Source organism: Bradyrhizobium sp. SOJA106 (assembly GCF_059448745.1).
In genome coordinates this window covers 5,770,238-5,796,227 of record NZ_CM182549.1, presented here as the reverse complement: position 1 = coordinate 5,796,227, position 25,990 = coordinate 5,770,238, and the positions used below count along the sequence as shown (strand labels likewise).

Sequence of the window (25,990 nt, the reverse complement as noted above, 5' to 3'; positions counted from 1 at the left end):
ATTCTCCCTGGTGATCTCGTTGGATTGCCAAACTTTCAACAGCCGCCGTTTCAGTTTATTCCCGTTGGCGCGCGGGACGGACTAAATTCTTCGTGGCTTTAGTCGCGCGGAGAGAGGTCTTAGGCTTGCCGCAACCGCGTGGATGGACCTGATGTTGCAACGAACAATGATCGCGGCGCTGCTCGCAGCAATCGCAGCGGGTGGCGTCTATTGGTGGCTCAGCGCGCCGGTGGTGGCGGCCGTGGGCCCCGCGCCGACCCATGTGGCGAACCTTGCCAATGGCGAGGTGATGTTCAACGCCGGCGGCTGCGCGTCCTGCCATGCCGTTCCCGGCCAGGACGATCGCCTCAAGCTCGGCGGTGGCGTCGCGATCAAGTCGCCGTTCGGAACGTTCTACGCGCCGAACATCTCGCCCGATCCGACCGATGGCATCGGCAAATGGCGAGAGGCCGATTTCGTCAACGCGGTGATGCACGGGGTCTCGCCCAGCGGGCAGCATTACTTTCCGGCGTTTCCCTACACCTCCTATCAGCATGCCAGGCGCGAGGACGTGCTCGATCTCTTCGCCTATCTGAAAACGCTGCCGCCAGTTGCAGGCAGGGTGCGCGACCATGACGTGCGCTTTCCCTTCGACATCCGCCGCAACATCGGCATCTGGAAATTCCTGTTCATGGACGGCAAGCCGTTCGCCGCCGACCCCAGCAAATCGCCGCAGTGGAATCGCGGCGCCTATCTCGTCAACAGCTTTGGCCATTGCGCCGAGTGCCACAGCCTGCGCAACGCGCTCGGCGGCATCATCTCGGGCGAGCGCTTCGCCGGCGGGCCCAATCCGGAAGGCGAGGGCTGGGTGCCCAACATCACGCAGAAACGCCTCGGTGAATGGAGCGCGAAGGATATCGCCTATTTCCTCAAGACCGGCGAACTGCCCGACGGCGACAGCGTCGGCGGCGCCATGACGCGCGTGATCAAGAACACCTCGCAATTGCCCGACGAGGATCTCGCGGCGATGGCGGAGTACATCAAATCGCTGCCGCCGGTGGACGGCCCGACGCCGCCCAAGCGCAAGGCAGCAAGCTAAAGTGGGATGAGTTTTGGTTGTATCGATGCGGGCTCAGGACTGAGCGCCGCGGCCCCTCACCCGGATTGCTCAGGGGCGATTGCGCGCCATAGCAATCCGACCTCGGACGGGGAGAGGTCTACGGACAGCCCGCCGAACCCAATTGCATCCGTGCTCTGGCGCCGCCGTGCTAGCCCGTGCCGAACGCCTTGAAGGTGATGATGGTGAGGGTGTCCTGGATGCCCGGCAGCACCTGCACCTTCTCGTTGATGAAGTGGCCGATATCGGTGTCCTTGTCGACGTAGAACTTCACCAGCAAATCGTAATGGCCGGCGGTGGAATAGATCTCGGAGGCGATCTCGGCTTCGGCAAGCGCGTTGGCGACCGTGTAGGACTGGCCGAGCTTGCATTTGATCTGGACGAAGAAGGGAACCATTGCAGTCACTCCGAAGGCATAGTGTTCCGGCTAATAGGCCAAAAGCGGCCGGGATTAGCAAGCGGGCTTGTCGGCCGCGGGGACATGCCGCCCGCGGCAATCCTTCGAGACGCCCGCCTGCGGCGGGGCCCTCAGGATGAGGTCCTGTTTCGCGGCGAGATATCAGACCCTCATGGTGAAGAGCCCGCCAAAGCGGGCGTCTCGAACCACACAGGCCCCGAGTTCGTTCGGCAGCCTCCGATCGACGGGTCTACGTGATCACGGACGCCGCGGCGAATGCGTCCCTGAGCCGCTGCGCGAGCTCGGCCTTCCGGTAGGGCTTGGTCAGCACGATCGCCTGCGTATGCGCGCGGCCCTGCTCGATCAGGGTCTCCAGCGCGTAGCCGGAGGTGAACAGGACCGGAAGACCTGGGCGAATCCGCCGCGCCTGATCGGCGAGCTCCCAGCCGCTCATGCCGCCGGGCATCACGATGTCCGTGAACAGCAAGTCGATGCCAGGATCGGTGCGCAGCCGCTGCAACGCCTCCTTGCCGTTGACCGCGGCAACGACGCTGTAGCCGAGCGCTTCCACCCGGCGAATGGCGGAGGAGCGGACGAACGGATCGTCCTCCGCGATCAGGATCGTCTCATATCCGCGTGGCGCCGCGTCCTCGCCATCCGCGACATCAGCCTGCGATTGTCCCGCGTCCGCGCGGCAAATAGATCCGAACCGTCGTTCCCAGGCCCACCTCGCTGTAGATCGAGACATGGCCGTCGGATTGTTTGGCGAAGCCGTAGACCATGCTCAGCCCGAGGCCAGAACCCTTGCCGACCTCCTTGGTGGTGAAGAACGGCTCGAAGGCGCGTTCGATGATGTCAGGCGTCATGCCTTCGCCATCATCGGTGACCGCGATCATGGCGTAGCTGCCGGATGCGACTTCGGGATGAAGGGCACGATAGTCATCGTCGATCGCAGCAAGCTCCGTGCTCAGCGTCAGATGTCCTCCCGACGGCATGGCATCCTGCGCGTTGAGCGCAAGGTTCAGCACGGCGGATTCGAGCTGGGCGCGGTCCGCAAAGGCCAGGATCTTGCCGGGCCCGGAGGCGGTCCTGATCTCGATGTCCTCGCGCAAGGTACGCTTGAGCAGCTTGAACATGGACTCGAGCAGGTTGCGGCAATCGATCGTCTGCGGCTGGAGCAGCTGGCGGCGGCTGAACGCGAGCAGCCGCTGCGTCAGCTCGGCGCCGCGTTCGCCCGACAGGCAGATGTCGTCGGCAAATCGCCGCAGGTCGGGCCTTGCCTTGAGCTGCTCGCTCAGATGCTCGGCGTTGCCGATCATGACGGTGAGCAGATTATTGAAGTCGTGCGCGATGCCGCCGGAGAGCTGACCGACCGTCTCCATCTTCTGCGCCTGCTGGAGCTGCTGCTCGGTCAGCTTGCGCGCGGTGAGGTCGTGGACGATGCCGACGAAGATCAACTCGCCATCCTGCCGGGCCTGGCTGACCGACAGGTTCATCGGGAAGGTCGAGCCATCCTTGCGCAGGCCGACGGCCTCGCCGCCGGTCGCAAACTGCCTCGCGCGGCGGTCGGGCGCGGCGTCCGCGCCTGAAATCAGCATGCTGACATTCCGGTTCATCACCTCGCCGGCCTGATAGCCGAACAGGCGCTCGCAGGCCGGGTTGAACAGCAGGATGCGGTCTTGGGAATCGAACAGGATGACACCGTCCACCGCGGTCTCGACGATCGCGGTGAGGCGCACCACGCTCTCGCGCATCGCGCGCTGGGCCTCGCTGACCTGCTTGAGCAGCAGCGTTGCGTCCCGGGTCCTGATCTCCTCCTCCTCGAGCGCGGCCTGGACCTGCCGCAGCTCGAACGGAGAGGGGATCGTCAGGATCTTCGGCAGCAGCGGCCAGAGCGCGCCGGCAGTGAAGATGGAGGCCGCGGCCGTGACCGCCTTGACGAGGCCCTCGATGCCGTAGACCGGGACCCAGAGCGTGTAGATCGCCAGCACGTGCGTCAGGCCGCAGGCCATGATGAAGATCGCGAACGCCCAATAGACCCAGCCGAATTTGAGGTCGCGCCGCTTGGTGACGAGAATGGCAAGGGCAAACGGGATCGAGAAATAGGCCGCCGCGATGATCGCGTCGGAGAGGACATGGAGCCAGATCAGTTCGGGTTCCCACAGCAGGCAGATGCCGTGCGGCGAGAACATCGAGGAGTCGAGGATGCGTTCGAGAAAGGCCCACACGGTTCCACCCCCAAGCTGGCATTCAAGGCCTCGCGGGCCGAGGCGGCCCGCTTCACTGGCGCCGTTGGACGGGTCCCGCCGCCCAACCTCTCACGCATGGACGCACACGCCGAACGCGAGACCATACCAAGGGGACGGCGCGGTTGCATTTTGCAAGCCCGCACGATTGCGGGGCGCCGGGCCGCGCAGGATCGGCTCCACCTGATTCGGGGGGGCCGTCGGCACAGCGAATCACGACTGCCCGCGGCCCGCAACGCTTGCTGGCGTTCTCCGGCCGCGCTAGGACAGGCCATGGCGCTGTCCGTATCAAGAAGATGTCTCCCGCGATGACGACGCCGGTTGCGCTCACCATCGCCGGCTCCGATTCGAGCGGCGGCGCCGGCATCCAGGCGGACCTGAAGACCTTTGCTGCGCTCGGCGTCTACGGCGCCTCCGCCATCACGGCGCTGACGGCGCAGAACACGCGCGGCGTCACCGGCATTCACGCGGTGCCGGCCGATTTCGTCACGGCTCAGATCGACGCGGTGTTCTCCGATCTCGAGGTCGGCGCGGTGAAGATCGGCATGGTCGCCCAGGCGGCCAGCATCGCTGCGATCGCGGCCGCGTTGACGCGGTGGAAGCCCGGCCATATCGTGCTCGATCCCGTGATGGTCGCGACTTCCGGCGACCGCCTGCTGGCGTCCGAAGCCGTGGACGCGCTGCGCACGAAACTGATGCCGCTCGCCTCGCTGATCACGCCCAACCTGCCGGAAGCCGCCGCGCTGCTCGAAGAGCCGGTCGCGGCGAGCAAGGCCGAGATCGAGCGCCAGGGCCGCCGCCTGCTGGCACTCGGCTGCCGCGCGGTGCTGATCAAGGGCGGGCACGGCGAGGGCAGCGAGAGCATCGACTATCTCGTCGATTCCAGGAAAACGGTCGCACTTGCCGCGCCGCGCGTTGTCACACGCAATACCCATGGCACTGGCTGCTCGCTGTCGTCGGCGATTGCGGCCGGGCTTGCCAAGGGCGAGGCTATCGAGCGTGCCGTGCAGAGCGCCAAGGCCTGGATCAGCGCGGCGATCGCCGCCGCCGACCGCTTCAGCGTCGGCCACGGCCACGGGCCGATCCACCATTTCCACAAGATCTATTGACGCCGCCCTCGTGCGGCGCGGCGGCTCCCGGCGTTAATCAATAGCGCCTTTGGGGTTCCGTAGCTTTGCGGGCGATCTCCACCGCTTCATGTCGCCTGATTGTCGCATGCGACTGATATTCGCGGGGAGGGCGAGGCATGGTTTGATTCGTATCTGAGGGCGCCTCAAAGGTTCAGTCGTCATCCCCCTGTCACGGGAAATTGTTACGGGCGGTCGCATGGGAAGTTACGATGTGAGTGACGAGAGCCCGGAGCGGCGCTTTCGCACGTTGTTCATCTCCGACGTTCATCTCGGAGCCCGCGGTTCGCAAGCCGATCTTCTGCTCGACTTCCTGCGCTACCACGATGCCGATACGATCTATCTCGTGGGCGACATCGTCGATGGTTGGGCGCTGAAATCGAGCTGGCACTGGCCGCAATCGCATAACGATCTCGTCCAGAAGCTGCTGCGCAAGGCGCGCAAGGGCGCCAAGATCATCTACGTGCCCGGCAATCACGACGAGTTCCTGCGCAACTATTACGGCACGCATTTCGGCGGCATCGACGTCGTCGAGAACACCGTCCACACCGGCGTGGACGGCAAGCGTTACCTCGTCATCCACGGCGACATCTTCGACCTCGTGGTGCAGAACGCGCGCTGGCTCGCCCATCTCGGCGACAAGGCCTACGACTTCGCGATCCAGATGAATCGCTTCGTCAACTTCTTCCGCCGCATGTTCGGCGTGCCCTATTGGTCGCTGTCGCAATGGGCCAAGCAGAAGGTTAAGAACGCGGTGAACTATATCGGCGCGTTCGAGCAGGCGCTCTCCGCCGAAGCACGGCGCCATGACGCCGACGGCGTGATCTGCGGCCATATCCACTACGCCGTGATCCGCGACGAGGCCGGCATCCGCTATATGAATTGCGGCGACTGGGTCGAGAGCTGCACCGCGCTGGTCGAGCACGACGACGGCCATTTCGAGATCATCACCTGGGCCGACCAGCTGCGGAAGCCGGCGCCCGTTCCGCAGGTGGCAGCCAGAGCTGCGTAACAGAGGCGGCTTGATGCGCATCCTGATCGCGACCGACGCCTGGCACCCGCAAGTCAACGGTGTGGTTCGGACGCTGACCAAGCTCGCAGAGGCCGCCAAAGGGCTTAGCGTCGAAGGTCTTGGCGCCGAAGGTCTTTGCGTCAAAGGTCTTGGCGTCGAGTTTACATTCCTGACGCCGCAATCGTTCCGCACCTTCGCAATGCCGAGCTATCGCGACGTGCGGCTCGCGATGCCGCGGCCGGCGCGGATCGCCAAGCTGATCGAGGAGGCACGCCCCGACAGCATCCATATCGCGACTGAAGGGCCGATCGGCTTGATGGTCCGCCGCTATTGTCGCCAGCGCAAACTGCCGTTCACGACCAGCTTCCACACCCGTTTTCCCGAATATGTCCGCGCCCGCGTGCCGGTGCCGGGCTCGCTGATCTGGCGGGCGCTGCGCCGCTTTCATGCGCCGAGCCGCGCCGTGATGGCGGCCACGCCGGCGCTCGCCTGCGAATTGACCGAGCGCGGTTTCGACAATGTCGTGCTGTGGCCGCGCGGCGTCGACACGCACTTGTTCCATCCCCGCGCCATCGACCTCTGCCTGCCCGCGCCGGTGTTCCTCTCGGTCGGCCGCGTCGCGGTGGAGAAGAATCTCGAAGCCTTCCTGGAGCTCGACCTTCCCGGCACCAAGGTCGTCGTCGGCGACGGCCCGGCGCGCGCCTCGCTGGAAGACGCCTATCCCGATGCGATTTTCCTCGGGGAGAAGCACGGCGAGGCACTGGCGGAGATCTATGCCGCGGCCGACGTGTTCGTGTTTCCGAGCAAGACCGACACGTTCGGTCTTGTCCTGCTGGAGGCGCTCGCAAGCGGCCTTCCGGTTGCGGCCTTTCCGGTGAAGGGCCCGCGCGACGTGATCGGCGATGCGCCGGTCGGCGCGCTCGATCACGACCTGCGCAGCGCCTGTTTTGCAGCGCTCAGCATCTCCCGGCAGGACTGCGTCGAGTTCGCCGCCAACTACACCTGGGAGGCCTCGGCCCGGGTCTTCATCGACAGCATTCAGGCGGTCGGCGCGGTGCTATCAGACCGGAACGGGACGGAGACGGCACGCTTCGTTGCCTGAGAGTGCGGGTCCCTCGCGCGGAGGTGTCTTGCCCGGGGCTCATTGGCCGCGATAAAGTTCCGACATGACCGAACAGCTCCTCCCGATCGGCCCTGCCGACATCGATGCCGCAGCGCGCGTGATCGCGCCCTTCGCCATCCGCACCCCGCTGTTGTCCTTTCCCGTGCTCAACGAGCGCGTCGGTGCCAAGGTGTTCCTGAAGCCGGAGATGCTCCAGCGCACCGGCTCTTTCAAGTTCCGCGGCGCCTTCAACAAGGTGTTCTCGATCCCGCAGGACAAGCGCGCCGGCGGCGTGGTCGCGTTCTCCTCCGGCAACCATGCCCAGGGCGTGGCGGCGGCGGCAAAAATCCTCGACATGCAGGCGACCATCGTGATGCCGGCGGACGCCCCGCTGTCGAAGCGCGAGCGCACCAAGTCCTACGGCGCCGAGGTCGTGCTGTACGACCGCGACAAGGACGACCGCGAGGCCATCTCGCGCGGCATCGCCGAGAAGCGCGGCGCGACCTTGGTCAAACCCTATGACGATCCCTTCGTGATCGCAGGTCAGGGCACCGCCGGCCGCGAGATCGCGGAGGACATGGCGGCGCTCGGCGTTGCCCCCGACATCGTGGTCGCGCCGGCCTCCGGCGGCGGCCTCATCGCAGGCGTCGCAACCGCCGTGAAGGCGCGCTATCCGCAGGCCGAGATCGTGGTGGCCGAGCCCGAGGCCTTCGACGATCACGGCATCTCGCTCACCGCCGGCCATCGCGAGCCGCATCCACCCGCGGGCCGTACCATCTGCGACGCGCTGATGGCGCTGATGCCGGGCGAGATGACCTTCGCGATCAATAGCAAGCTGCTCGCGCGCGGCGTCACTGCGTCGGACAAGGAAGTCGGCGCGGCCGTCGGCTTTGCCTATCGCGAGCTGAAGCTCGTGGTCGAGCCGGGCGGCGCGGTGGGTCTTGCCGCGCTGCTGGCGGGTCGCCTCGATGTCGCCGGCAAGAACGTCGTCATCGTTCTCTCCGGCGGCAATGTCGATGCGGATCTGTTCGCCGAGCTGGTGGCTTGATCCTCTATTCGACGTGATCCACCTCTTCCCGGCGGGAAGCAATCGCATATGAGATGAGTGTTGGGCGCGCTGATGCGTCCACGGCGTCATGGCCGGGCTTGACCAGGCTTGACCCGGCCATCCACGCCTTTCCTGACGGCACGAAGAACGTGGATGCCCGGGACAAGCCCGGTCATGACGACCTCTTCCAAGTCTGCAAGGGCTGCGAGAACCCGTGTTCCCCGACATGAAGAAGCGTTGCCGCTCTGCCCCTTTGTCGTGTGTGCGCTATCCGTGCGATCAGTGCATGAAGCCGCCGCGGCGATTGTTGCCGACATTGCTCATGCTTGGCGCCTGATTCATCGACTGGCGGAAGTTGTTGCCGCCATTGTTGATCATGAGGTTGGTCGTGTTGAATTGCGGACGGTTGCTGTTCTGCTGGTTGTTCTGCGCCTGCACCTTGTTCACCGGATTGTTGTTGAGCTTCACGATCGCGGTGTTGCCGTTGTTGATGTGGATCGGGTTGGTCCGCGTCTTTACGACCGGCTTCGTCTCGATCGTCGAGCCGCCCTTGCCGACATTGACCGGCATGCTCCCGATCTTGCCGGGGTTGGCATTGTTGGTGCCGGCATTAGTGCTGCCATTTTGGTTGTTGGTCGCGGGCAGGGTGACGATCTTGCTGGTACCGCCACTATTGCCGGTCGTGTTGGTCGGCGCAGGCAGGGTGACGATCTTGCCCGGGTTCTGTGACGGCGCGCCGTTCGGCTGGTTGCTGCCGGCGGGCAGGTTGACGATCTGGCCGCCATTGCCGAGCTTGCCGATCACATTGCTGTCGACCGGCTTCTGCACGACCGGCAAATTGCCGTTCGCTTGCGCACCGCCATTGCCCTGCATCAGCGGCATGTACTTGGGCTGGCCCAGATTGCCGACCTTGAATGTCGGGGCAATGTTCTGCGGCGCGAGGAACTTGGTCGCCTGCATCAGCGGGATCTGCTTCGGCTGCGCTGCGAGCTTCAATGCGGACGAGCCATAGGGGCTATTGCCGTAGCTGTCATAGAAACTCTGGTAGCCGAGCGGCGAGTTCGCCAGCACCGCCTTGTGCCAGGCCTGCGAGAGCAGGAGGTTCGAGAGCAGCCAGCGGATGTGGTCGCACAGCGGGTCGTGCGGATACATCTGGATGAACTCCTGATAGTACTCCGGCCGTCCCTCGGACACGACATAGTCATAGGCCTGGCGCGTCGAGCGGCTCGGCAGGTTGGAGGCCATCTGCACCACAGGCGCATTCACCGGCGCGCGGTTGGCGGCAACAGCGGTGTCGCCGAAGAAGGTGAAGTCAGACGTCAGCGAGGAGCTCTCCCAGGGGATCTGAGCGCCACTGGTGGTCTGGTTCACCTGCAGGCGCACGCGCTTGAACAGTTGCTCGATCGGCACGTTGGGCTCGCGGGCGATGTTCAGGAAGGCCTGCGTATAGGGGCTGTGGCCATTGGTCCCGTCGAGCGCTTCGGCGCCCGGCGCGGTCGAATAGCCGACGATCGATCCGTTCGGTGCATCGACGATGGCAAGCCCCCGGCCGGCGTCGTTCACAGAGGGGAAGGGGTTGTTGCGGCAGGCATCGAGGATGACGATGCGCATGCGGCTCGGGATCGACTCCAGCGTCGACATCACGTCGACCAGACGCACCGAATTGTTCATGAGCTCGGTGGGGCTGGAGACCTTGGCATCGACGGGCACGAGATAGTTCTCGCCGGCGAGCTGCACGCCGTGGCCGGCGTAATAGACCATCGCCACCGTGTTCGGGCCGCGCGCGGACACCTTGGCGGAGAAGTCCTGGACCACGCGAAGCATGTCGTTCTGGGTCAGGTCGGTCGCGGCAACCACCTCGAAACCGGCCGAGTTCAGGAACTGCGCCATCGACTGTGCGTCATTGTCGGGGTTTTGCAGCTGCGGCGCGTTCTGGTAGTTCGAATTGCCGATCACCAGCGCGACCCGCTGCTCCGGGCCTTGCAGCGCGGTGGGGGCGGCCTCCACGGGAGCGAGTTGCGCGGAAACAGGGCCGCAGAGGAAGCCGAACAGGCTTCCCACGAGGCTAGCCGTCATCAGGAAAGGCTTTAGGCGGAACATGGCGTGCTCCTCTGGCACTGATCTCGATGCGAGATTGGTTGCGGGGCAGCTTGGCCGCGTTCGAGCCCGGCGACCGTGACCGCCGTCACCATGATAGGCTGCGTGATCTGAATCACGCTTGGAACCTGCTATGGTGAACAATCGCTTGAGGGGAGCGTCTGTCACATGCTGAAATCGATCGATCCAATCCTGACACCTGACCTGCTCTGGCTGCTGGCCTCGATGGGCCATGGCGACGACCTCGTCTTCGTCGATGCCAACCATGCGGCCACCCGCATCGCGCAGAGCACGACGTCGCAGCGCCTGATCCAGCTGCCGGGCATCAGCATGGAGACGGCGATCCGCGCCATCATGTCGGTCTACCCGCTTGACGATTTCGATCCTGATCCGGTGCGTGTGATGGCGCCCGTCGACGATCCCGATCGCGTCCCCGACGTGCAGCGCGCGGTGCTGGCGGAGATCGAGCGCGCGGCCGGCCGCAACGTGACGCCCGGCAAGCTCGCGCGTCAGGATTTTTACCGCGCGGCGGCGGCCGGCTTTGGCGTGGTGCAGGTCGGTGACAGCAGGGGCTATGGCTGCTTCCTGATCAGGAAGGGCGTGATCTAAAGCGCGATGAGATTGGGATGAATCGTCATCGCACTTTAGGTTGTCGTTTGCGCATGATCTTTTCGGAAAACCGCTTCGCACTTTTCCGGATCATGCTTTAGCCGCGACCGACCAGATGAGCCGCCGAGCGCCAGGCGTGCTGCGACAGCGCTTGGAGGTTACGAACCGCCTCGACACGCTGCAGGGCAGCGTCGGCGGTCAGGCTTCCATTGGCAACTGCGCCGAGCGTCTCACGACGGTGCGCCGGCAGCATTTCACCGAGCTGTGCCATGCAACGCTCGAGCTCGGCGATCGCCTCGTCGGGCGGATTCGCGCGCGGACCGGCCATCGCATCGCCGGCACGCGCGGCGGGCACGGGCTGCGGCGCTCCATCGATGCCGGTTGACACTGCCACACCGCGTGCAATTGCGGCTGCGCTTCGCATGATTTCTGCACATAGCTCTCGGGCGCGGATGTCCTCAGGTTCGCCGGCCACCGGGCCAGGATTGTCTCGTCCGTTGGCGAGCTCCGTCAGTCGAGATGCGTGGTCGAGTGCGTGCAGCGTGTTCGTGAGACGACGTTGCTCATCGTCGGTATCAGGAGGTCCGGCCACATCCGACAGGAATATTTGCGCCCGGCTCACGGCATCGGCCGCTTCCCGCGTGGAGACGACGTCCTTCCCAAGGCGTATCGGTCCAGCGCGGCCAGCCAGTTGCGCCTCGACCGAACCGCACACAGTCAGGAGCACACGCGCGATCGCGCGTCGTACCACCTCCACCGCCACGATCGGGGTCTCGAGCGCCGACGGATCGAGGCATCGCGTCAGCGGAGAGCCAGGGTCGGGCAGAATCCGTTCGACCAATCGTGTGAACGGGTTGATCAACGGCAGCAGGACCGCGACGCCGACGATGTTGAACGCTGTATGATATCCGGCCAGCAGCGTGACCCCGTCGATCGTGTCCGAGGCGAGCAGCAGCAAGGGGGTCACGACGGGGAACACTGCGAGCGCGATGAGCGCAGCGATCAGCTTGAACAGGACGTAGGCGATGGCCAGACGTTTTGCAGTAGCGCTTGCGCCGATCGCGGCGAGCGCGGAGCTCGTCGCGGTTCCGATGTTCTGGCCGATGATCAGCGCGCAGGCCTGGTCCAACCCGATCGCGCCCGCGAAATAGCCGGACAAGGTCACCGCGATGGCGGCCGTTGACGATTGCATCAGCGCGGTCATGACCAACCCGATCACCACCAGCGCCAATATGCCGAACAATCCCGACCACCATGACACGCCTGGACTGCCGAGAACCGCGGGCAGGTCCGCCGGGTGCAATCGTTCTGCCAACCCGCCCATGCCCTGTTGCAGGGTCGTCAACCCGAACAGCACAAGTCCAAAGCCGGCGAGCGCGGCGCCAACGCCGGAGACCCGCCCCCTGGCGAGAAGCCTGGTCAGAGCGCCGACGAAGATCATCGGCAGCGCGGCGGCCGTGAGCGAAACGCGGACGCCGATGAGTGCGACCAGCCAGCCGGTTCCCGTGGTGCCGATATTGGCGCCGAAGACGAGGCTCAACCCTTGCTGGAACGTCAGCAGGCCGGCGCTGACGAGGCCGATCGTCGTCATGGTCGTTGCGCTGGAGGACTGCACCAGCAGCGTGACAATCGCCCCCCAGAACGAGCCGAGCAGGGGCGTCGAGGCCGCCTTGGCGAGCACCACGCGCAACGCAGAACCGGCCAGCGTCTTCAGGCCCTCCGTCATCACGGTCATGCCGAGCAGGAAGAGACCTACCCCGCCAAGCGTCGAGATCGCCGTGGACATGCGCGCGCCTTCTGTCAGGGCACCATGACTAGCGACCCCGACAGTACAGCAACAAAGCCCCTATGAGTCGGATCAATTATGGCGCGATAGCCGCGCTCGCCCCGTGTCGCCGGATCGGCGCTCTTGTCGTAAACGGTGTGCCTTGGAGATCGACAGGCGATGCGCAGGGCTCGATCGGCTTTGCGAGGTCGCGACCATTTTGTTGCAGCTCCGCACCCGGATTTGAATGGCCTTCCTGCAAGCGATTCTCTATCGTCGATCCATGTCCCGCCTCATGTGTCTCTTCGTTGCTGCCATCCTGTCGCTGCTGCCCGCCGCTGCACCAGCAGAATCCACCAGGAAACAGCCGAAGCCGGTCTGGCATGGCTACGGCTTCCTGCCCGGCTATCGTCAGCCGCTGAGCAACAGCATTCCGCTGTACAAGCAGAAGGACGCGATGCGGCGGCTCGCGCGGACTGAACGCCGTCATTGGTACATTGACCCGGTGCCGGAGTATTATCGCTGGGACGGCGAGTGGCACTATTTCGGCCGGCCCGGTTTTGGCGGCGGCCGCTACAATGGCGGCAGTTTCGGTCCGTGCTGGACGCGGACGCCGATCGGGGCGGTGTGGAATTGCGGGTGATGACGCGTTGACGGCGACTACGGTGTGGAGAGAGCTCGCATCGAATCCGACTCTCGTGCCCCGGACGCAGCGCAGCGCTCCTTCAGCGGTGCGCTGCTGAGGCGGGGCCCATGTTGCTGAGGGGTGCGTGGCCTCTGGGTCCCGGCTCTGCGCTGCACCGCTGGCGCGTTGCAGCTTGTCCGGGACGTGGGTGCCGGGCTCTCACGAAAAGAACGCGATCTTCTCGGCCTGGGTCATGCGGCGGATCGGGGCGAGGGGATCGTTGGCGGCGGCGCGGGGCTTTTGCAGCATGCCGCTGGCGAGGATGGTGGCGCCGAGCGACGGCTCGGGCAAGGACGCCGACAAGGGCGAGGGCATCGGCAGCGTCGCGGCCGGCGCGGTGCCGAAATTTGCGGCGGCGGCCATGGCGGGTGCCGGCTGCTCCATCACCTCGGCGGCGGCCTCAGCGATCGCGTTGGTGAGGCGCGTCAGCGACTCCATCGCGATCGGCGCGTCTTCGGCGGGGTCCTCCGCGACCGGTGCGGCCGGCGTAGCAACAGTCGGCACCTCGGCCGCAACGGCAACAGGCGCTGCGCCGTCTGCGGCCATCGGCTCCGGAGCAGCCGCTGCGATCTCGACCGGCTCGATGATCTCGTCGAACTCCGGATCGGGCGCGGCCATCTCCAGCGCGATGGCCTCGAGTATGGCTTCGTCCTCGGCATTCGCGGCGGCGTCGAGCGAGAACTCGTCGGTCACCTCCGCAGCAACGGCGGGCTCGGCGACCGGCTCTTCAACAGCGATGTCTACGACCGAAACTTCCTCGGGCGCGATCTCGCTCCCGGCCGCAATCTCCGGCGCGCCGGCAGCATCGATGGCCTGCTCGGCGATCACGGACTGCTCAGGCGTGCCGGCCATCTCCGCTGCAGCTTCGCGCTCGGCAGCCGCCGCAATGTCCGGCTGTGTCTCCGCAAAAGCGACGGGCGCTTCGCTCGCCGTCGCGGCTGGTGCAGGCTCGACAGCCTGGGCCTCTTCGACAGCAGGCGGTGCGTCCTGCGCGGGCGCCGGCGAGGGATCCGCGGCCTGCGGCATCGCGCCGCCCTCGGCCTGCTCGATCCGTTCCCTGAGCAGATCGAATGCGGCCTTGAGCTCGACGCGGGGATCGATGGTGGAAATCTGCCCGCAGGCGGCCTCGATCGAGGCGAGCTGCGAATCAATGAGGTCGCAGATTCGCCCGTCGGCGCCGATCTCGCGCCAACGCCAGGAGATCTCCTTGATGATGCGCACCCCGCGCGGAATCGGGGCAAGGCTGGCCTCGATCGCGGCGGGATCGCATGCCGCGATCGCGATGGTCTCGGCCTCGCGGATGGCGCGGCGGATCTCGACCAGCGCCTCGGGCAACCGGTCCTCGACGACGGGTTGTCGCTGCGCCGCAAGGGTTTCTTCGATTTTCGCGACCGCATCCAGCACCATGCGGGTGTCCGCATTGCGGTTGCGCTTGGCATATTCGCCGAGGAACCAGCGGCCGCGCGCGGTCTCCATGAAGGCTTCGCGGATCGCGTCGTAATCCTGCTCGTTCGGCTCGGCCGCGCGGGCAGACATGGGCGAAAGGGCGAATGCTTCGTTGGCCATGACAATCTCGTCGCGCAAATCACCGCGCGTTACACTAACGATCACCACGATATCGACCGAATCGCAATTGGTTTGATGCAGTCCGAATCACAAATCCCCACGCCAGCCGCCGTGAAGCGGCGATTCGCCGTCAGCCTCGGGCTGTTCTATTCGGCGGTGTTCGCGGTGTCCGGAACGCATCTGCCGTTCTTTCCGGTCTGGCTGAAGGCGATCGGCATCGATGCCGGTTGGATCGGCCTCATCAACGCGCTGCCGGCGATCACGCGCTTCACCACGCTGCCGCAGGTGACCGCCTTTGCCGAAAAGCGGCACGCGATCCGCGCCGGCATGATGCTGTCGGTGCTGGCCACCGCGATCGGCTTTGCGGCGGTCGGCTTGCAGCAGCAGCCGCTGGCGCTGTTCCTGATCTATGCGCTGACCTGCATGATGTGGACGCCGACGATGCCGCTGACCGATGCCTATGCGCTGCGCGGCGTCGCGCGCTACGGGCTCGACTACGGCCCGTTACGGCTGTGGGGCTCGGCGGCCTTTGCCGCGGGCTCGCTCGCCTGCGGCTATCTCGTCGACGTCATCGCGGCGCGCGACCTGATCTGGGTGATCGTCGCGTGGGCCGTCGTTGCCATCCTTGTCAGCCTGCTGCTTCAGCCGCTCGACGATGTCAGGCGCAAGACTGCCGAAGTGCGTGCCGACACGGCGCTATTGCGCGATCTCGGCTTCTGGGCCGTCATCGCCTCGGCTGCGCTGATCCAGGGCAGCCACGTCGCCTATTACACGTTCTCGGCCATCAACTGGCAGCTCCATGGTCTCGGCGGGCTGACGATCGCGGGACTGTGGACGCTGGGCGTGATCGCCGAGATCGTCGTGTTCGCGCTGTCGCCGCGCTTCTCGCTGCATCCGTCCACGATGATCGCGATCGGGGGCTTGAGCGCCGTCTTGCGCTGGATCGTCACTGCCAGCGAGCCGCCGCTCGCGCTGCTTGCGCTCGCGCAGCTCGGCCATGGATTCACCTTCGGCATGACCATCCTCGGCACCATGAGCCTGCTGGTGCAGCGCGTGCCCCCGCATCAGCTCGCGCGGGGGCAGGGCTACTATGCCGCCTGCAACGGATTGCTGGGCGCTGCGACCTCGATCGCCTCAGGCGCGATCTATGCCCGGATCGGAGACGGCCTCTACTACGTGATGGCTGCGATGGCTGCGGCCGGCGCGCTTGTGATCTGGTCGGCGCGTCACCGGCTGATCGCTCATCCCCAGAGCGAGGACTCCGGCGGATAGACCAGGCTGCCGTCGTAACGCAGCCCATGGTCGCGGTCGCGCGCCAGCAGCAGTGGACCGTCGAGATCTACGAAGCGCGCCTGCGGCGTCACCAGCATCGCGGGGGCCATCGATAGCGAGGTTGCGACCATGCAGCCGATCATGATCTCGAAGCCGAGCGCTTGCGCGTCATCGGCTATCGCGAGTGCCTCGGTGAGGCCGCCGGTCTTGTCGAGCTTGATGTTCACGGCGTCGTAGCGGTCGCGGAGCGCAGCGAGGGTTTTGCGCGTGTGCACGCTCTCGTCGGCGCAGACCGCGAGCGGGCGCTTGATCCGCGCCAGCGCGTCGTCCTTGCCGGCTGGCAGCGGCTGCTCCACGAGCGTGACGCCGGCGGCGGCGCAGGCGGCGAGGTTGTGCTCCAGATTGCCCTCGGCCCACGCCTCGTTGGCATCGACGATCAGCTCAGACTGCGGGGCGGCCTTGCGGATGGCCGCGATCCGCGCGCCATCGCCGTCGTCGCCGAGCTTGATCTTGAGCAGGGGCCGGTGCGCGGCCTTGGCCGCAGCCGCCGCCATCGCCTCGGGGGTGCCCAACGAAATCGTGAAGGCGGTGGTGCGCTCGCCCGGCGAGGGCCGGCCGAGCAGGCTCCAGGCCCGCAGGCCCGCCGTCTTGGCTTCCAGATCGATGAAGGCGCAGTCGAGGGCGTTGCGGGCCGCGCCAGGCTTCATGGCCGCCTGGAGGGCCTGCCGGTCGAGACCGCCCCGGACCGCGTCCTCCATGGCCTGGATTGCGGCCAGCGTCGCCTCGGGGGTCTCGCCATAGCGGGGATAGGGCACGCATTCGCCGCGGCCGGTCAGGCCATCCCGGCTCAGCTCGGCCACGACGGTGATGGCCTCGGTCTTGGCGCCCCGGCTGATGGTAAAACTCCCGGCGATGGGAAAGCGCTCGATTCGCGCGCGAAGTGCCGGAACTTTGCTGGAAGTCATTTTGAACTCTGGCGAAATCTGAACCTGCTAATTACCTCTAGCAACTAACAATGGCCAGTTGGGGATACCTTCTCTAGGTAAGGGCGCGTGCGCAACCATCTGATTTCCTCCGCCTCGGCACGGGAGCGGACATCTTGAACGGCGATCCCAAGCTGGAGCGGATTGCCAAAGGCAACGCGCTGGCCCTCTGCGCCACCGGAACCTGGACGGCGAGCTTCGCGCCGGTCCTGGAGCGGATCGTGGCCGACGCCGAGAAGCTCGCCGGCGGCCCGCAAAGCATCTTCATCGACGTCTCCGAGGTCGCCAAGCTCGACACGTTCGGCGCCTGGCTGATCGAGCGGCTGCGCCGCAGCCTGACGCAAGGGCCGGTCGAGGCGCAGATCGCCGGCCTTTCGGCCAATTATTCCAGCCTCGTCGATGAGGTCCGGCGAGTCAGGGCGACGCCACTGATCGAGACCTCAGCGATCACCATCACCGGCATGCTCGAGCAGATCGGCCGCGCAGTGTCCGGTCTCGCTGGCACGGTGACCGGCCTCATCGACATGCTCGGCGCGGTGCTCGCCGCAGGCTTTCGCGTGCTGATCCATCCGCGCTCGTTTCGCCTGACCTCGACCGTGCATCACATGGAGCAGGTGTGCTGGCGCGCGGTGCCGATCATCGTGCTGATCACCTTCCTGATCGGCTGCATCATCGCCCAGCAGGGCATCTTCCATTTCCGCCGCTTCGGCGCCGACATCTTTGTCGTCGATATGCTCGGCGTGCTGGTCCTGCGTGAGATCGGCGTGCTGCTGGTCGCGATCATGGTCGCGGGCCGCTCGGGCAGCGCCTACACCGCCGAGCTCGGCTCGATGAAGATGCGCGAGGAGATCGACGCGCTGCGCACCATGGGCTTCGACCCGATCGACGTTTTGGTGCTGCCGCGGATGCTGGCCTTGGTGCTGGCATTGCCGATCCTCGCCTTCCTCGGTGCCATGGCTGCGCTCTATGGCGGCGGCCTCGTCGCCTGGCTCTATGGCGGCGTCGATCCCGAGGCCTTCCTGTTGCGGTTGCGCGACGCCATTTCGATCGATCATTTCATCGTCGGCATGGTGAAAGCGCCTGTCATGGCCGCCGTGATCGGCATCGTCGCCTGTGTCGAAGGGCTCGCCGTGCAGGGCAGCGCGGAATCGCTCGGACAGCACACGACCGCCTCGGTGGTGAAGGGCATCTTCTTCGTCATCGTCATGGACGGCGTGTTCGCCATCTTCTTCGCCTCGATCGGGATGTGACGATGGCGCAAGAAATCCAAAACGCTGTTCAAAATCCCATCATCCGCGTCCGCGACATCACGGTGCAGTTCGGCTCGACCCGCGTGCTCGACGGCCTCAATCTCGACGTCAAGCGCGGCGAGATTTTGGGCTTCGTCGGCCCCTCCGGCGCCGGCAAGTCGGTGCTGACGCGCACCATCATCGGCCTCGTGCCGAAGGTCGCAGGCTCCATCGAGGTGTTCGGCGTCGATCTCGATTCCTCGACCACCTCGCAGCGGCGCAATGTCGAGCGGCGCTGGGGCGTGCTGTTCCAGCAGGGCGCGCTGTTCTCCTCGCTGACGGTGCGGCAGAACATCCAGTTTCCGATGCGCGAATATCTTCGCGTCTCGCAGCGGCTGATGGACGAGATCACCATGGCCAAGCTCACAATGGTCGGCCTCAAGCCCGAAGTCGCCGAGCGCTTTCCGTCGGAATTGTCGGGCGGCATGATCAAGCGCGTGGCGCTCGCCCGCGCGCTGTCGCTCGACCCGGACCTCGTGTTCCTGGACGAGCCGACCTCGGGCCTCGATCCGATCGGCGCCGGCGATTTCGACGAGCTGGTGAGGACGCTCCAGCGCACTTTGGGGCTGACGGTTTTCATGGTAACGCACGACCTCGACAGCCTTTACACAGCCTGTGACCGCATCGCCGTTTTAGGGAACGGTAAGATCATTGCGGCAGGGTCGATGGCCGACATGCAGGCCTCGCAGCATCCGTGGCTGAGGCAGTATTTCCATGGCAAGCGTGCCCGCGCGGTCATGGGTTGAGTAGCTGGGTCCAGTAGCCGGAGCACCTGATGGAAACGCGGGCGAATTACGTGTTGATCGGATCGTTCACGCTGGCGGTGATCGCCGCGGCGATCGGCTTCGTGCTCTGGTTCCAGTCGCTGCACACCACCAAGCAGCGCAGCCCGCTGCGCGTCGTGTTCGAGGGCCCCGCCGCGGGCCTGCGCAACGGCGGTAGCGTCAACTTCAACGGTATCAGGGTGGGTGAGGTTGTCTCGGTGAAGCTCGACAATCCGCGGCGGGTTGTCGCACTCGCCATGGTCGAGAACAACGCGCCGATCCGCAAGGACACGCTGGTCGGCCTCGAATTCCAGGGCCTCACCGGCGTTGCCGCGATCTCGCTCAAGGGCGGCGACGAGGCGGCACCGCCGCCCCCGCTCGACGAGGACGGCATCCCGACGCTGACGGCCGATCCCAACAAGCTGCAGGACGTCACCGAGGCGATCCGGGCCACGCTCCAGAACATCAACAAGATCGTCGCCGACAACCAGGAGACGGTGAAGAACTCGCTGAAGAACCTGGAGACCTTCACCAACTCGCTCGCGCGCAACTCCGAGAAGATCGACGGCGTCATGGCCAAGGTCGACGGTGTGATGCTCAAGGCCGACAATCTCATGCTCGGCCTCAACACGCTGGCCGGCGGCAAGGACGGCGGCGAGCTGTTCCAGGCGGTGAAGTCGATCCGCGAGCTCGCCGAGGATTTCGACAAGCGCTCGGGCGCGCTGATGACGGACGGCCGCCGCACCCTCGGCGACATCAGCCGCGCCGTGAACAACTTTGACCGCAACCCCACCCGCGTGCTGTTCGGCGCCAGCAACTCATCGCAAGCCGCCCCGCCGCCCGAGCCGCCGAAGCCGGCAGCGGCGCCGGAGCGCCGGCGGCAGTAGCCCGCGTTCGCAGGCCTCGTGTCCCGGACGCGCTGCAGCGTGTAGCGCCGCTGCGCAGAGCCAGCACCCAGAAGGCAACACGGTGCGTTGCCGTGACATGGCTGAAGTAGCGCTGCGCTGCGTCCGGGGCGCGAGAGCGAGGCTGATGCCCGAGCTCTCAACACCATGATCGCAACGGCACCCCCGAACAAAAACGGAGGCCGTGAGGCCTCCGTTTTCTATTCGTGTTGCGATCCGCGTCTTACCCCAGCCGGCCCGCCGCATGTGCGAGCAGCGTGTACACAAGGCCCGTCTCCGAGGTCAGGTGGCTGCGCAGCTCCTGTGGGCCGCGGCCGTCGCGGGCGACTTCGTCGAGCAGGCGCTCGAACTCGGCGACGTAGCGGTCGACCGTGCCCTTGAAGTTGCGGTCGGCGCGATACTTGCGGGCGACCTCGTCGAAGGCCTTCTGGCCGGCGGGCGTGTACAGGCGCTTGGTGAAGGCCTTGTTCTCGCCGCGCTGGTAGCGGTCCCACATCTCGGCGGCGAGGTTGCGGTCCATCAGCCGGCCGATGTCGAGCGAGAGCGATTCCAGCGGATTGCTGCTGCTCTGCGGGGCCTGGGGCTGCGGCGCCGGTGCGGCGCGACCACGGGAAGCCTCTCGGCCGTTCGGCGCGCCCTGATTGGCGTCGGTGCGGTTTAAGAGGTCCGACAGCCAGCCGTCACGGCCCTGGTCGTTGCCGGAAGGCGCGACCGGCGACGCTTCGGTGCGGCGCGAGGGCGCGGGCATGCCGAGGTCCGGCGGCGGCAGCGTCGAGGCGCTGCCGGTACCGCCCATCCGCGTCTCGGTGCCGCGACCGCCCGCAGCGGCCATGATTGGCTCGTCCTGGCGCTGGACCGCGACGGAGCCGCGGCCGGCCGTGGAGACGTCGAGACCACGGCCGTGCTGGGCCACGATGCGGTTGAGCTCGGCGAGGGCCTCGATCTGGTCGACAATCACCTTGCGCATCTGCGCAGTGCTCTCGGCGGCCTCCTGCGGCATCTCCAGCACGCCGCGGCGCAGCTCGTTGCGGGTGGCTTCGAGCTCGTTGTGCATCTCGAGCGCCATCTGCTTCATGCTGGACACGAGGTTGGTGAACTTCTCGGTCGACTGCTTGAACATCGCATCCGCCTCGTCCGTGGTCTGGCGGTAGATGTCATGCATGGCCTCGATGGTCTGCCGGTGCTCCTCTTCCGAGGCCGCGCGCACCGCCTCAAACTGGCGGGTGATCGCGGCCGAGCCTGCGCCGGCGGTCTCGGCCACGACGCGGGCGATGTCGCGGGCACGCTCCTCGGCGGCGGCCAGCGATTCATCGAGCAGCCCGGTGAAGCGCGACAGCCGCTGGTCGAGATCGGCCGTGCGCAGGTCGATCGTGGTGACGAGCGATTCCAGCGCCTGCTTGCGCTCGGCGAGCGAGGCGGTGGTGTTCTTGTTGCTCTGCTCGACGACCTGCGCGGCATCGACGAGCGCCTTGCCGTGGGCGTCGAACTGGGTCGACAGTTCGCCGAGATCCTGGAGCGCCTTCGTCGTCTTGCTGTTGAAGACGTTGAGCTGTTCTTCCAGGTTCTGCGTCGCAGCCCCATTGCGCGAGGTGACGTCGTTCATCGCCGACACGAAGTCGGCGACGCGCGTCACCAGCGCCCGCTCGAGCGAGTTGAGGTTGTCGTGCGCCCCGGTCAGCACCTCCTGGAGCAGGATGTTGCCTTCGCGCAGGCGCTCGAACAAGGCGACCGTGTCGGTGCGCAGGATCTTGCTGGTCTCCTGCATCTCGGTGACGGCCGCGATCGAGACCTGGCGCGACTGGTCGATCGCCGCGCGTGAGGCCTGTTCGAGGTCCTTGAGCGACTTGCCGACCGCGCCGGTGGCGATCTCGCTCGCCGCATTGATGGTGCGGGCGACTTCCGAGCCGTTGCCCATCATGGTCTGCGAGAAGGCGTGGCCGCGCGTCTCGATCGACTTCAGCGCGTCGGAGGTGACGCGGTCGATGTCGAGCGTGAGCTGGCTGGCCTTCGAGCCGATCGCCTCGACCAGCGCGCCGCGCTTGCCGTCGATCATGTTCGACAAACGGTCGGCCTGCTGCTGCACATATGTGACGATCTCGTCGGTCTTGCCGGTCATGGCCTGGCCGAAGCTGCTCGAGGCGGCGAGCACCGAGCGCTCGATATCCGCCGAGCTCGACTTGACCCGCGAGCTCGCCTCGTTGGAGGCGGAGATCAGCGCGTTCTGGGCGTTGAGGGCGCTGGTCTGGATGTCGTTGGTCGCATTCGCGGTGGCCGCGCTCAGCGTCCGCTCGATCTCGGTCGAGATCGTGCGGATCTGGCTCGCGGCATCCGCCGACGTCGAGGTCAGCGAGGTCTGCGCCTCCCGCGCGCTGTTGAGGATGGTCGAGGCGGTGTCGGCGCCGACCGCGGTCAGCGTGCGCTCGATGTCCGTGGTGAGCGACTTGATCTGGCTCGCCGCATCCGTCGATGCGGAGATCAGCGTGCCCTGCGCCTCGCGCACGCCGCTGGTGAGCGCTTCGATGGTGGCGCCGCCGGCGGTCGCCAGCGCACGCTGCATCTCGGCCGCGAGCGAGCGGACCTGGCTGGTCTGCTCGGCGGAGACCGCGAGCAAGGTGCTCTGGGCGTCGCGGGCGCTGGTGGTGATCGTCTCGGCGGTGGTCTGGCCGACCTGCGAGAGCGAACGATGCACTTCGGCCGCGAGCGACTTGACCTGGCTCGCAGCCTCGGAGGAAGCGGTCACCAGCATGTTCTGCGCTTCGCGAGCGCCTGCGGTGATGGTTTCGGCGGTGGTCGTGCCGGCCATCGAGAGCGAGCGCTGCACTTCGGCTGTGAGCGATTTGACCTGATTTGCCGCATCCGAGGATCCGGCAATGAGGGTGTTCTGGGCCTCGCGAGCGCCGGTCGTGAGGATCTCGGCCGTCGAGGTGCCGGCCATCGTAAGCGAACGCTGCACGTCGGAGGACAGCGCCTTGATCTGGTTGGCAGTCTCGGTGGAGGCTGCAATCAGCGCGGTCTGCGCATCGCGGGCGCCGGCCGTGATCGATTCCGCCGTGGTGGTGCCGGCCAGCGACAGCGAGCGCTGCACGTCCGCGGTGAGCGTCTTGACGTGGTTGGCCGCGTCCGAAGACGCCGTGACGAGAGTGGTCTGCACCTCGCGAGCGCCGGCCAGGATCGAGGCTGCGGTGGCGGAACCGGCCGCCGACAGCGTGCGCTCGACGTCGGCTGCGAGCCCCTTGATCTGGTTCGACGCATCGCCGGATGCCGCGACCAGCGAGGACTGCGCTTCACGGGCGCTGGTCAGGATCGAGTTCGCTGCTCCGGTGCCGACCGCGGTCAGCGCGCGCTCGACCTCGGCGGAGGTCATCTTGAGCTGGGCGTTGACGTCGGAGGAGACCGTCAGCAGCGACTGCTGGGCGGCGCGCGCACCGGTCTGGATCGTCTCGCTGGTGTTGACGACGAGGTTGGTGAGCGAGCGTTCGGCGTCCTCGACATGCGAGCGGATCGCGGTCGAGATCATCTCGGCGCGGGAGATCATGTCCTCGCTGGCCTGGCGGCCGCTGCTCTCGATGCGGCCGGCGACGGCTTCGACGCGCGAGCCGAGCAGGTCCTCGAACTGCGCCACGCGCACGTCGATGTCGTTGGAGACCGAGCCGACCTTGGTCTCGATGGCCTGCTGGATGTCCTGGAAGCGCGCGGTGACCGTGTCGGTCAGATGCGTGCTGCGGTCGTCGATGAGGTCGGCGACGCCGGTGATGCGGCGGTCGACCGCCTCGATCGCCTGCGCGGTGCCGTCGGTCAGCGTCGAGGTCAACAGGCCGAGGCGCGTGTCAATCGACTGCATGGCCTGCGAGGCGCCGTTGGTCAGCGCCGTCGTCAGATAGGTGAGGCGGGTGTCGATGGACTCGAGCGCCTGCGAGGCGCCGCCGGTGAGGGTGGTCGTCAGATGCGTCAGGCGCGTATCGATGGTCTGGATGGTCTGCGATGCGCCGTCGGTCAGCGACGTCGTGAGGTGGGTGAGGCGCGAGTCGATCGACTGGATCGCCTGCGCGGCACCGTCGGTCAGCGAACTCGCGAGCGTGTTGAGACGGCCGTCGATGCTCTCGGTGACGGACCGCGCACGGGTATCGAACGACTGCTCGAGCGCGCTGACGCGGCCGCCGAGCTGCTCGTCGAAGGTCTTGATGTGGCCTTCGATGGTGCCGTCGAGGCTGGCGATCTTGTTGTTCAGCGAGGCGTCGAAATTGCTGACGCGTTCGCCGATCGTGGTCTCGAACTGCATCAGCCGCTGATCGAGCAGGGCTGTGATCTCGCCGCCGTTGGCGGTGAAGCGGCTGTCGAAATTGTCGACATAGGTCTTCAGCGAGTCATGGATCTCCTGGGTGCGCTGGCCCATGCGCTCGACGATCTCGCCGCCGAACGTCTTCACGGTGCGGTCGAACTCGGAGATGTGGCGGGTGATCAGCGCGCCCAGCGTGCCGGAGTCGCGGGCGAACTTCTCGACCAGCTCGGTGCCCTGGTTCTTCACCAGCTCGTCGAAGGCGCTCATCTGGAGCGACAGCGAGTCGTGCGCAGTCTCGGTCTGGCTGACGACCTTGGCGACGAGGGCGTTGACTGTGGCGTCGAGCGCCTCGCTCGCCTTGTCGCCGCTCGTCATGATGTGGCCGGCGAGGCGGTTGCCGGCGTCGTCGATCTTGGCGGAGAGGTCGTTGGAGCGCAGCTCGAGCTCGAGCAGCAGGGAGTCCGACGAGTTCTTGAGGCTGTCGTGCACCTGCTCGGTACGCTCGGAGATGCCGTCGACGATCGCGGCGGAGCGCTGCTCGAACTCGCCGGTGATGCGGTCGATGCGTTCGTTCAGCATCTCGTGGACGCGGTCGGCGAGGTCGACGAACTCGTCGTGGACGTGGCCGGTCTTGAAGTTGAGGCTGGTGGTCAGCCGCTCGCTGGCATCGAGCACGGCGCGCGTGGTCTCGTTGCTGGCTTCCTCGAGGCGGTCGAGCAGGTCGCCGCCGCGCTCGCCGAGCGCCAGGATCATGTTGTCGCCGGCATTGCTCAAGGCGCTGGTGATGTGGGCGCCGCGCTCTTCCAGCGCGCCGGTGATGGATTTCGCGACCTCGTCGACGCGCGAGGCAATCGCGTCCGAGATCAGCGCGATGTCGTGGCGCAGATCGATCTGGACGCCCGAGATGGCGCTGCGGACCTGCTCGGCCTGGCCGACCAGATTGTCGCGTTGATGCGCGATGTCCTGGAGCAGGGCACGAATGCGCACCTCGTTGTCGCTGTAGGCGCGCTCGAGCGCGGCGACCTCGTTGGCGACCAGCGTCTCGAGCTCGCCGGCGCGCGCGATCGCGCGCTCGATGCCGTCGCCCATCGCCGCGACCTCGCGGCGGATGGCCTGGCCGACCGTGACCATGGAATCGGAGGCCGAGCCTTCCGGCTCGGAGAAGCGGATCGCGACCTGCGCCATCGCCTGCGCGATCATGCGCATTTCCTGGCCGCGCCAGACGAGGCTCGCCAGGAAATAGAACAGCATGATCGGAGCGAAGAACATCGCGATCAGGCCGGCGATCACCAGCACGCCGCCGCTCTGGCCCATGGCGGCCTGGATCGAGGGCAGGAAGCCGACCGTCAGCGCCGCGCAAGCCGCGAGCCAGACGCCGGCGAAGATGGTGGCGAAGGTGTAGACGCTGCGGGCAGGGCGGCCCTTCTGAAGCGCCTGGAGCAGCTGGCCGATGGTCTCGCGGTCGTCATTGGCGGCGCGGCGCGCGGCGCGCGGCTCCTCGATCGAATCGAACACGGTGGCGCGCTCGTTGGCGGCCGGGCGCGGCTCGAACGCCGGCTCGTCGAACGCCGGAGTCGCCGGCGGCGTCACCGGAGGCGCGGTCTCGTTGCGCAGCGCGGCGTTGCGGCTGGTGTCCGCGGCAGTATCGCTGATGTTGAGGGCTTCCTGGATCGCAGAAAGCGCAACTTCTGTTGGGTCTTTGACCTTCTTGGGAGTGTTCGCCATGTTCAGTCCGAGCCCTCGTTACT

At 66.3% G+C, this 25,990-nt stretch carries 19 protein-coding genes; 11 read left to right on the top strand and 8 right to left on the bottom strand.

The genetic code is table 11. The annotated features are described in order from the left end of the window. Positions 1–151: 151 nt before the first annotated feature. Positions 152–1,078, top strand: a complete 927-nt coding sequence (locus tag AC5V87_RS27325) for a c-type cytochrome (RefSeq protein ID WP_495368260.1) — start codon at positions 152–154, stop codon at positions 1,076–1,078. 169 nt (positions 1,079–1,247) lie between these two features. Here AC5V87_RS27325 and AC5V87_RS27320 read toward each other — a convergent pair whose 3' ends face one another. The 3 genes from AC5V87_RS27320 to AC5V87_RS27310 all read right to left on the bottom strand — a co-directional run bounded on the left by AC5V87_RS27320 (position 1,248) and on the right by AC5V87_RS27310 (position 3,721). Beyond that, entirely contained in the window at positions 1,248–1,493 is a 246-nt protein-coding gene (locus tag AC5V87_RS27320) for an Lrp/AsnC family transcriptional regulator (RefSeq protein ID WP_280710233.1), read from the bottom strand. Between the two features lie 250 nt (positions 1,494–1,743). Then, a complete protein-coding gene (locus AC5V87_RS27315) occupies positions 1,744–2,241 on the bottom strand; it encodes a response regulator (RefSeq protein ID WP_495368259.1) in 498 nt (165 codons plus the stop codon). Beyond that, positions 2,159–3,721, bottom strand: coding sequence for a PAS domain S-box protein (locus AC5V87_RS27310; RefSeq protein WP_495368258.1), 1,563 nt, complete (start codon positions 3,719–3,721; stop codon positions 2,159–2,161). The genes AC5V87_RS27315 and AC5V87_RS27310 overlap by 83 nt, the downstream gene beginning before the upstream one ends. Before the next feature lie 326 nt (positions 3,722–4,047). Between AC5V87_RS27310 and thiD the strand changes: the two genes are divergently transcribed. The 4 genes from thiD (at position 4,048) to AC5V87_RS27290 (ending at position 8,028) form a co-directional block, all read left to right on the top strand. Further along, complete coding sequence (gene thiD, locus AC5V87_RS27305) at positions 4,048–4,848, top strand: bifunctional hydroxymethylpyrimidine kinase/phosphomethylpyrimidine kinase (RefSeq protein WP_495368257.1); 801 nt, start codon at positions 4,048–4,050, stop codon at positions 4,846–4,848. Between the two features lie 217 nt (positions 4,849–5,065). Next, entirely contained in the window at positions 5,066–5,878 is an 813-nt protein-coding gene (locus tag AC5V87_RS27300; RefSeq protein WP_495368256.1) for a UDP-2,3-diacylglucosamine diphosphatase, read from the top strand. A 13-nt stretch (positions 5,879–5,891) separates the two neighbouring features. Beyond that, complete coding sequence (locus AC5V87_RS27295) at positions 5,892–6,980, top strand: glycosyltransferase family 4 protein (RefSeq protein WP_495368255.1); 1,089 nt, start codon at positions 5,892–5,894, stop codon at positions 6,978–6,980. Positions 6,981–7,044: 64 nt separating this feature from the next. Continuing rightward, positions 7,045–8,028 carry a threonine/serine dehydratase family protein gene (locus AC5V87_RS27290; RefSeq protein ID WP_456837289.1) on the top strand — a complete coding sequence of 328 codons (984 nt, stop codon included), beginning with the start codon at positions 7,045–7,047 and terminating at the stop codon, positions 8,026–8,028. Between the two features lie 279 nt (positions 8,029–8,307). On the opposite strand, the gene AC5V87_RS27285 is transcribed toward AC5V87_RS27290, so the two are convergent. Next, entirely contained in the window at positions 8,308–10,128 is a 1,821-nt protein-coding gene (locus AC5V87_RS27285) for a caspase family protein (RefSeq protein ID WP_495368254.1), read from the bottom strand. A 165-nt stretch (positions 10,129–10,293) separates the two neighbouring features. On the opposite strand from AC5V87_RS27285, the gene AC5V87_RS27280 reads away from it, so the two are divergent. Beyond that, entirely contained in the window at positions 10,294–10,734 is a 441-nt protein-coding gene (locus AC5V87_RS27280) for an RbsD/FucU family protein (protein ID WP_495368253.1), read from the top strand. A gap of 97 nt (positions 10,735–10,831) precedes the next feature. Here AC5V87_RS27280 and AC5V87_RS27275 read toward each other — a convergent pair whose 3' ends face one another. Continuing rightward, positions 10,832–12,520: a Na/Pi cotransporter family protein gene (locus AC5V87_RS27275; protein WP_495368252.1), complete on the bottom strand. Its 1,689-nt coding sequence runs from the start codon at positions 12,518–12,520 to the stop codon at positions 10,832–10,834. A gap of 262 nt (positions 12,521–12,782) precedes the next feature. On the opposite strand from AC5V87_RS27275, the gene AC5V87_RS27270 reads away from it, so the two are divergent. Beyond that, positions 12,783–13,142 (top strand): hypothetical protein, encoded by a 360-nt coding sequence (locus AC5V87_RS27270; protein WP_456837293.1) that lies wholly within the window; start codon positions 12,783–12,785, stop codon positions 13,140–13,142. A 201-nt stretch (positions 13,143–13,343) separates the two neighbouring features. Here the strand turns inward: AC5V87_RS27270 and AC5V87_RS27265 are convergent, their stop codons facing one another. Beyond that, positions 13,344–14,750: a hypothetical protein gene (locus tag AC5V87_RS27265; RefSeq protein ID WP_495368251.1), complete on the bottom strand. Its 1,407-nt coding sequence runs from the start codon at positions 14,748–14,750 to the stop codon at positions 13,344–13,346. A 75-nt stretch (positions 14,751–14,825) separates the two neighbouring features. Here AC5V87_RS27265 and AC5V87_RS27260 point away from each other — a divergent pair, with 75 nt between their 5' ends. Beyond that, the gene (locus AC5V87_RS27260) at positions 14,826–16,022 is read left to right on the top strand and encodes an MFS transporter (protein ID WP_495368250.1); all 1,197 of its coding nucleotides are present in this window, start codon (positions 14,826–14,828) and stop codon (positions 16,020–16,022) included. Here the strand turns inward: AC5V87_RS27260 and dgcA are convergent. Beyond that, positions 15,992–16,987: an N-acetyl-D-Glu racemase DgcA gene (dgcA, locus tag AC5V87_RS27255; protein ID WP_495368249.1), complete on the bottom strand. Its 996-nt coding sequence runs from the start codon at positions 16,985–16,987 to the stop codon at positions 15,992–15,994. The genes AC5V87_RS27260 and dgcA overlap by 31 nt on opposite strands. Positions 16,988–17,121: 134 nt before the next feature. Here dgcA and AC5V87_RS27250 point away from each other — a divergent pair, with 134 nt between their 5' ends. The 3 genes from AC5V87_RS27250 to AC5V87_RS27240 are packed head-to-tail and all read left to right on the top strand — an operon-like array spanning position 17,122 to position 19,945. Then, complete coding sequence (locus AC5V87_RS27250) at positions 17,122–18,255, top strand: MlaE family ABC transporter permease (protein WP_495368248.1); 1,134 nt, start codon at positions 17,122–17,124, stop codon at positions 18,253–18,255. A gap of 2 nt (positions 18,256–18,257) precedes the next feature. Continuing rightward, entirely contained in the window at positions 18,258–19,040 is a 783-nt protein-coding gene (locus AC5V87_RS27245; protein ID WP_495368247.1) for an ABC transporter ATP-binding protein, read from the top strand. A 29-nt stretch (positions 19,041–19,069) separates the two neighbouring features. After that, positions 19,070–19,945: an MlaD family protein gene (locus AC5V87_RS27240; RefSeq protein ID WP_495368246.1), complete on the top strand. Its 876-nt coding sequence runs from the start codon at positions 19,070–19,072 to the stop codon at positions 19,943–19,945. A 241-nt stretch (positions 19,946–20,186) separates the two neighbouring features. On the opposite strand, the gene AC5V87_RS27235 is transcribed toward AC5V87_RS27240, so the two are convergent. After that, positions 20,187–25,967, bottom strand: coding sequence for an apolipoprotein A-IV repeat region-like domain-containing protein (locus tag AC5V87_RS27235; protein ID WP_495368245.1), 5,781 nt, complete (start codon positions 25,965–25,967; stop codon positions 20,187–20,189). Between the last annotated feature and the right edge of the window lie 23 nt (positions 25,968–25,990).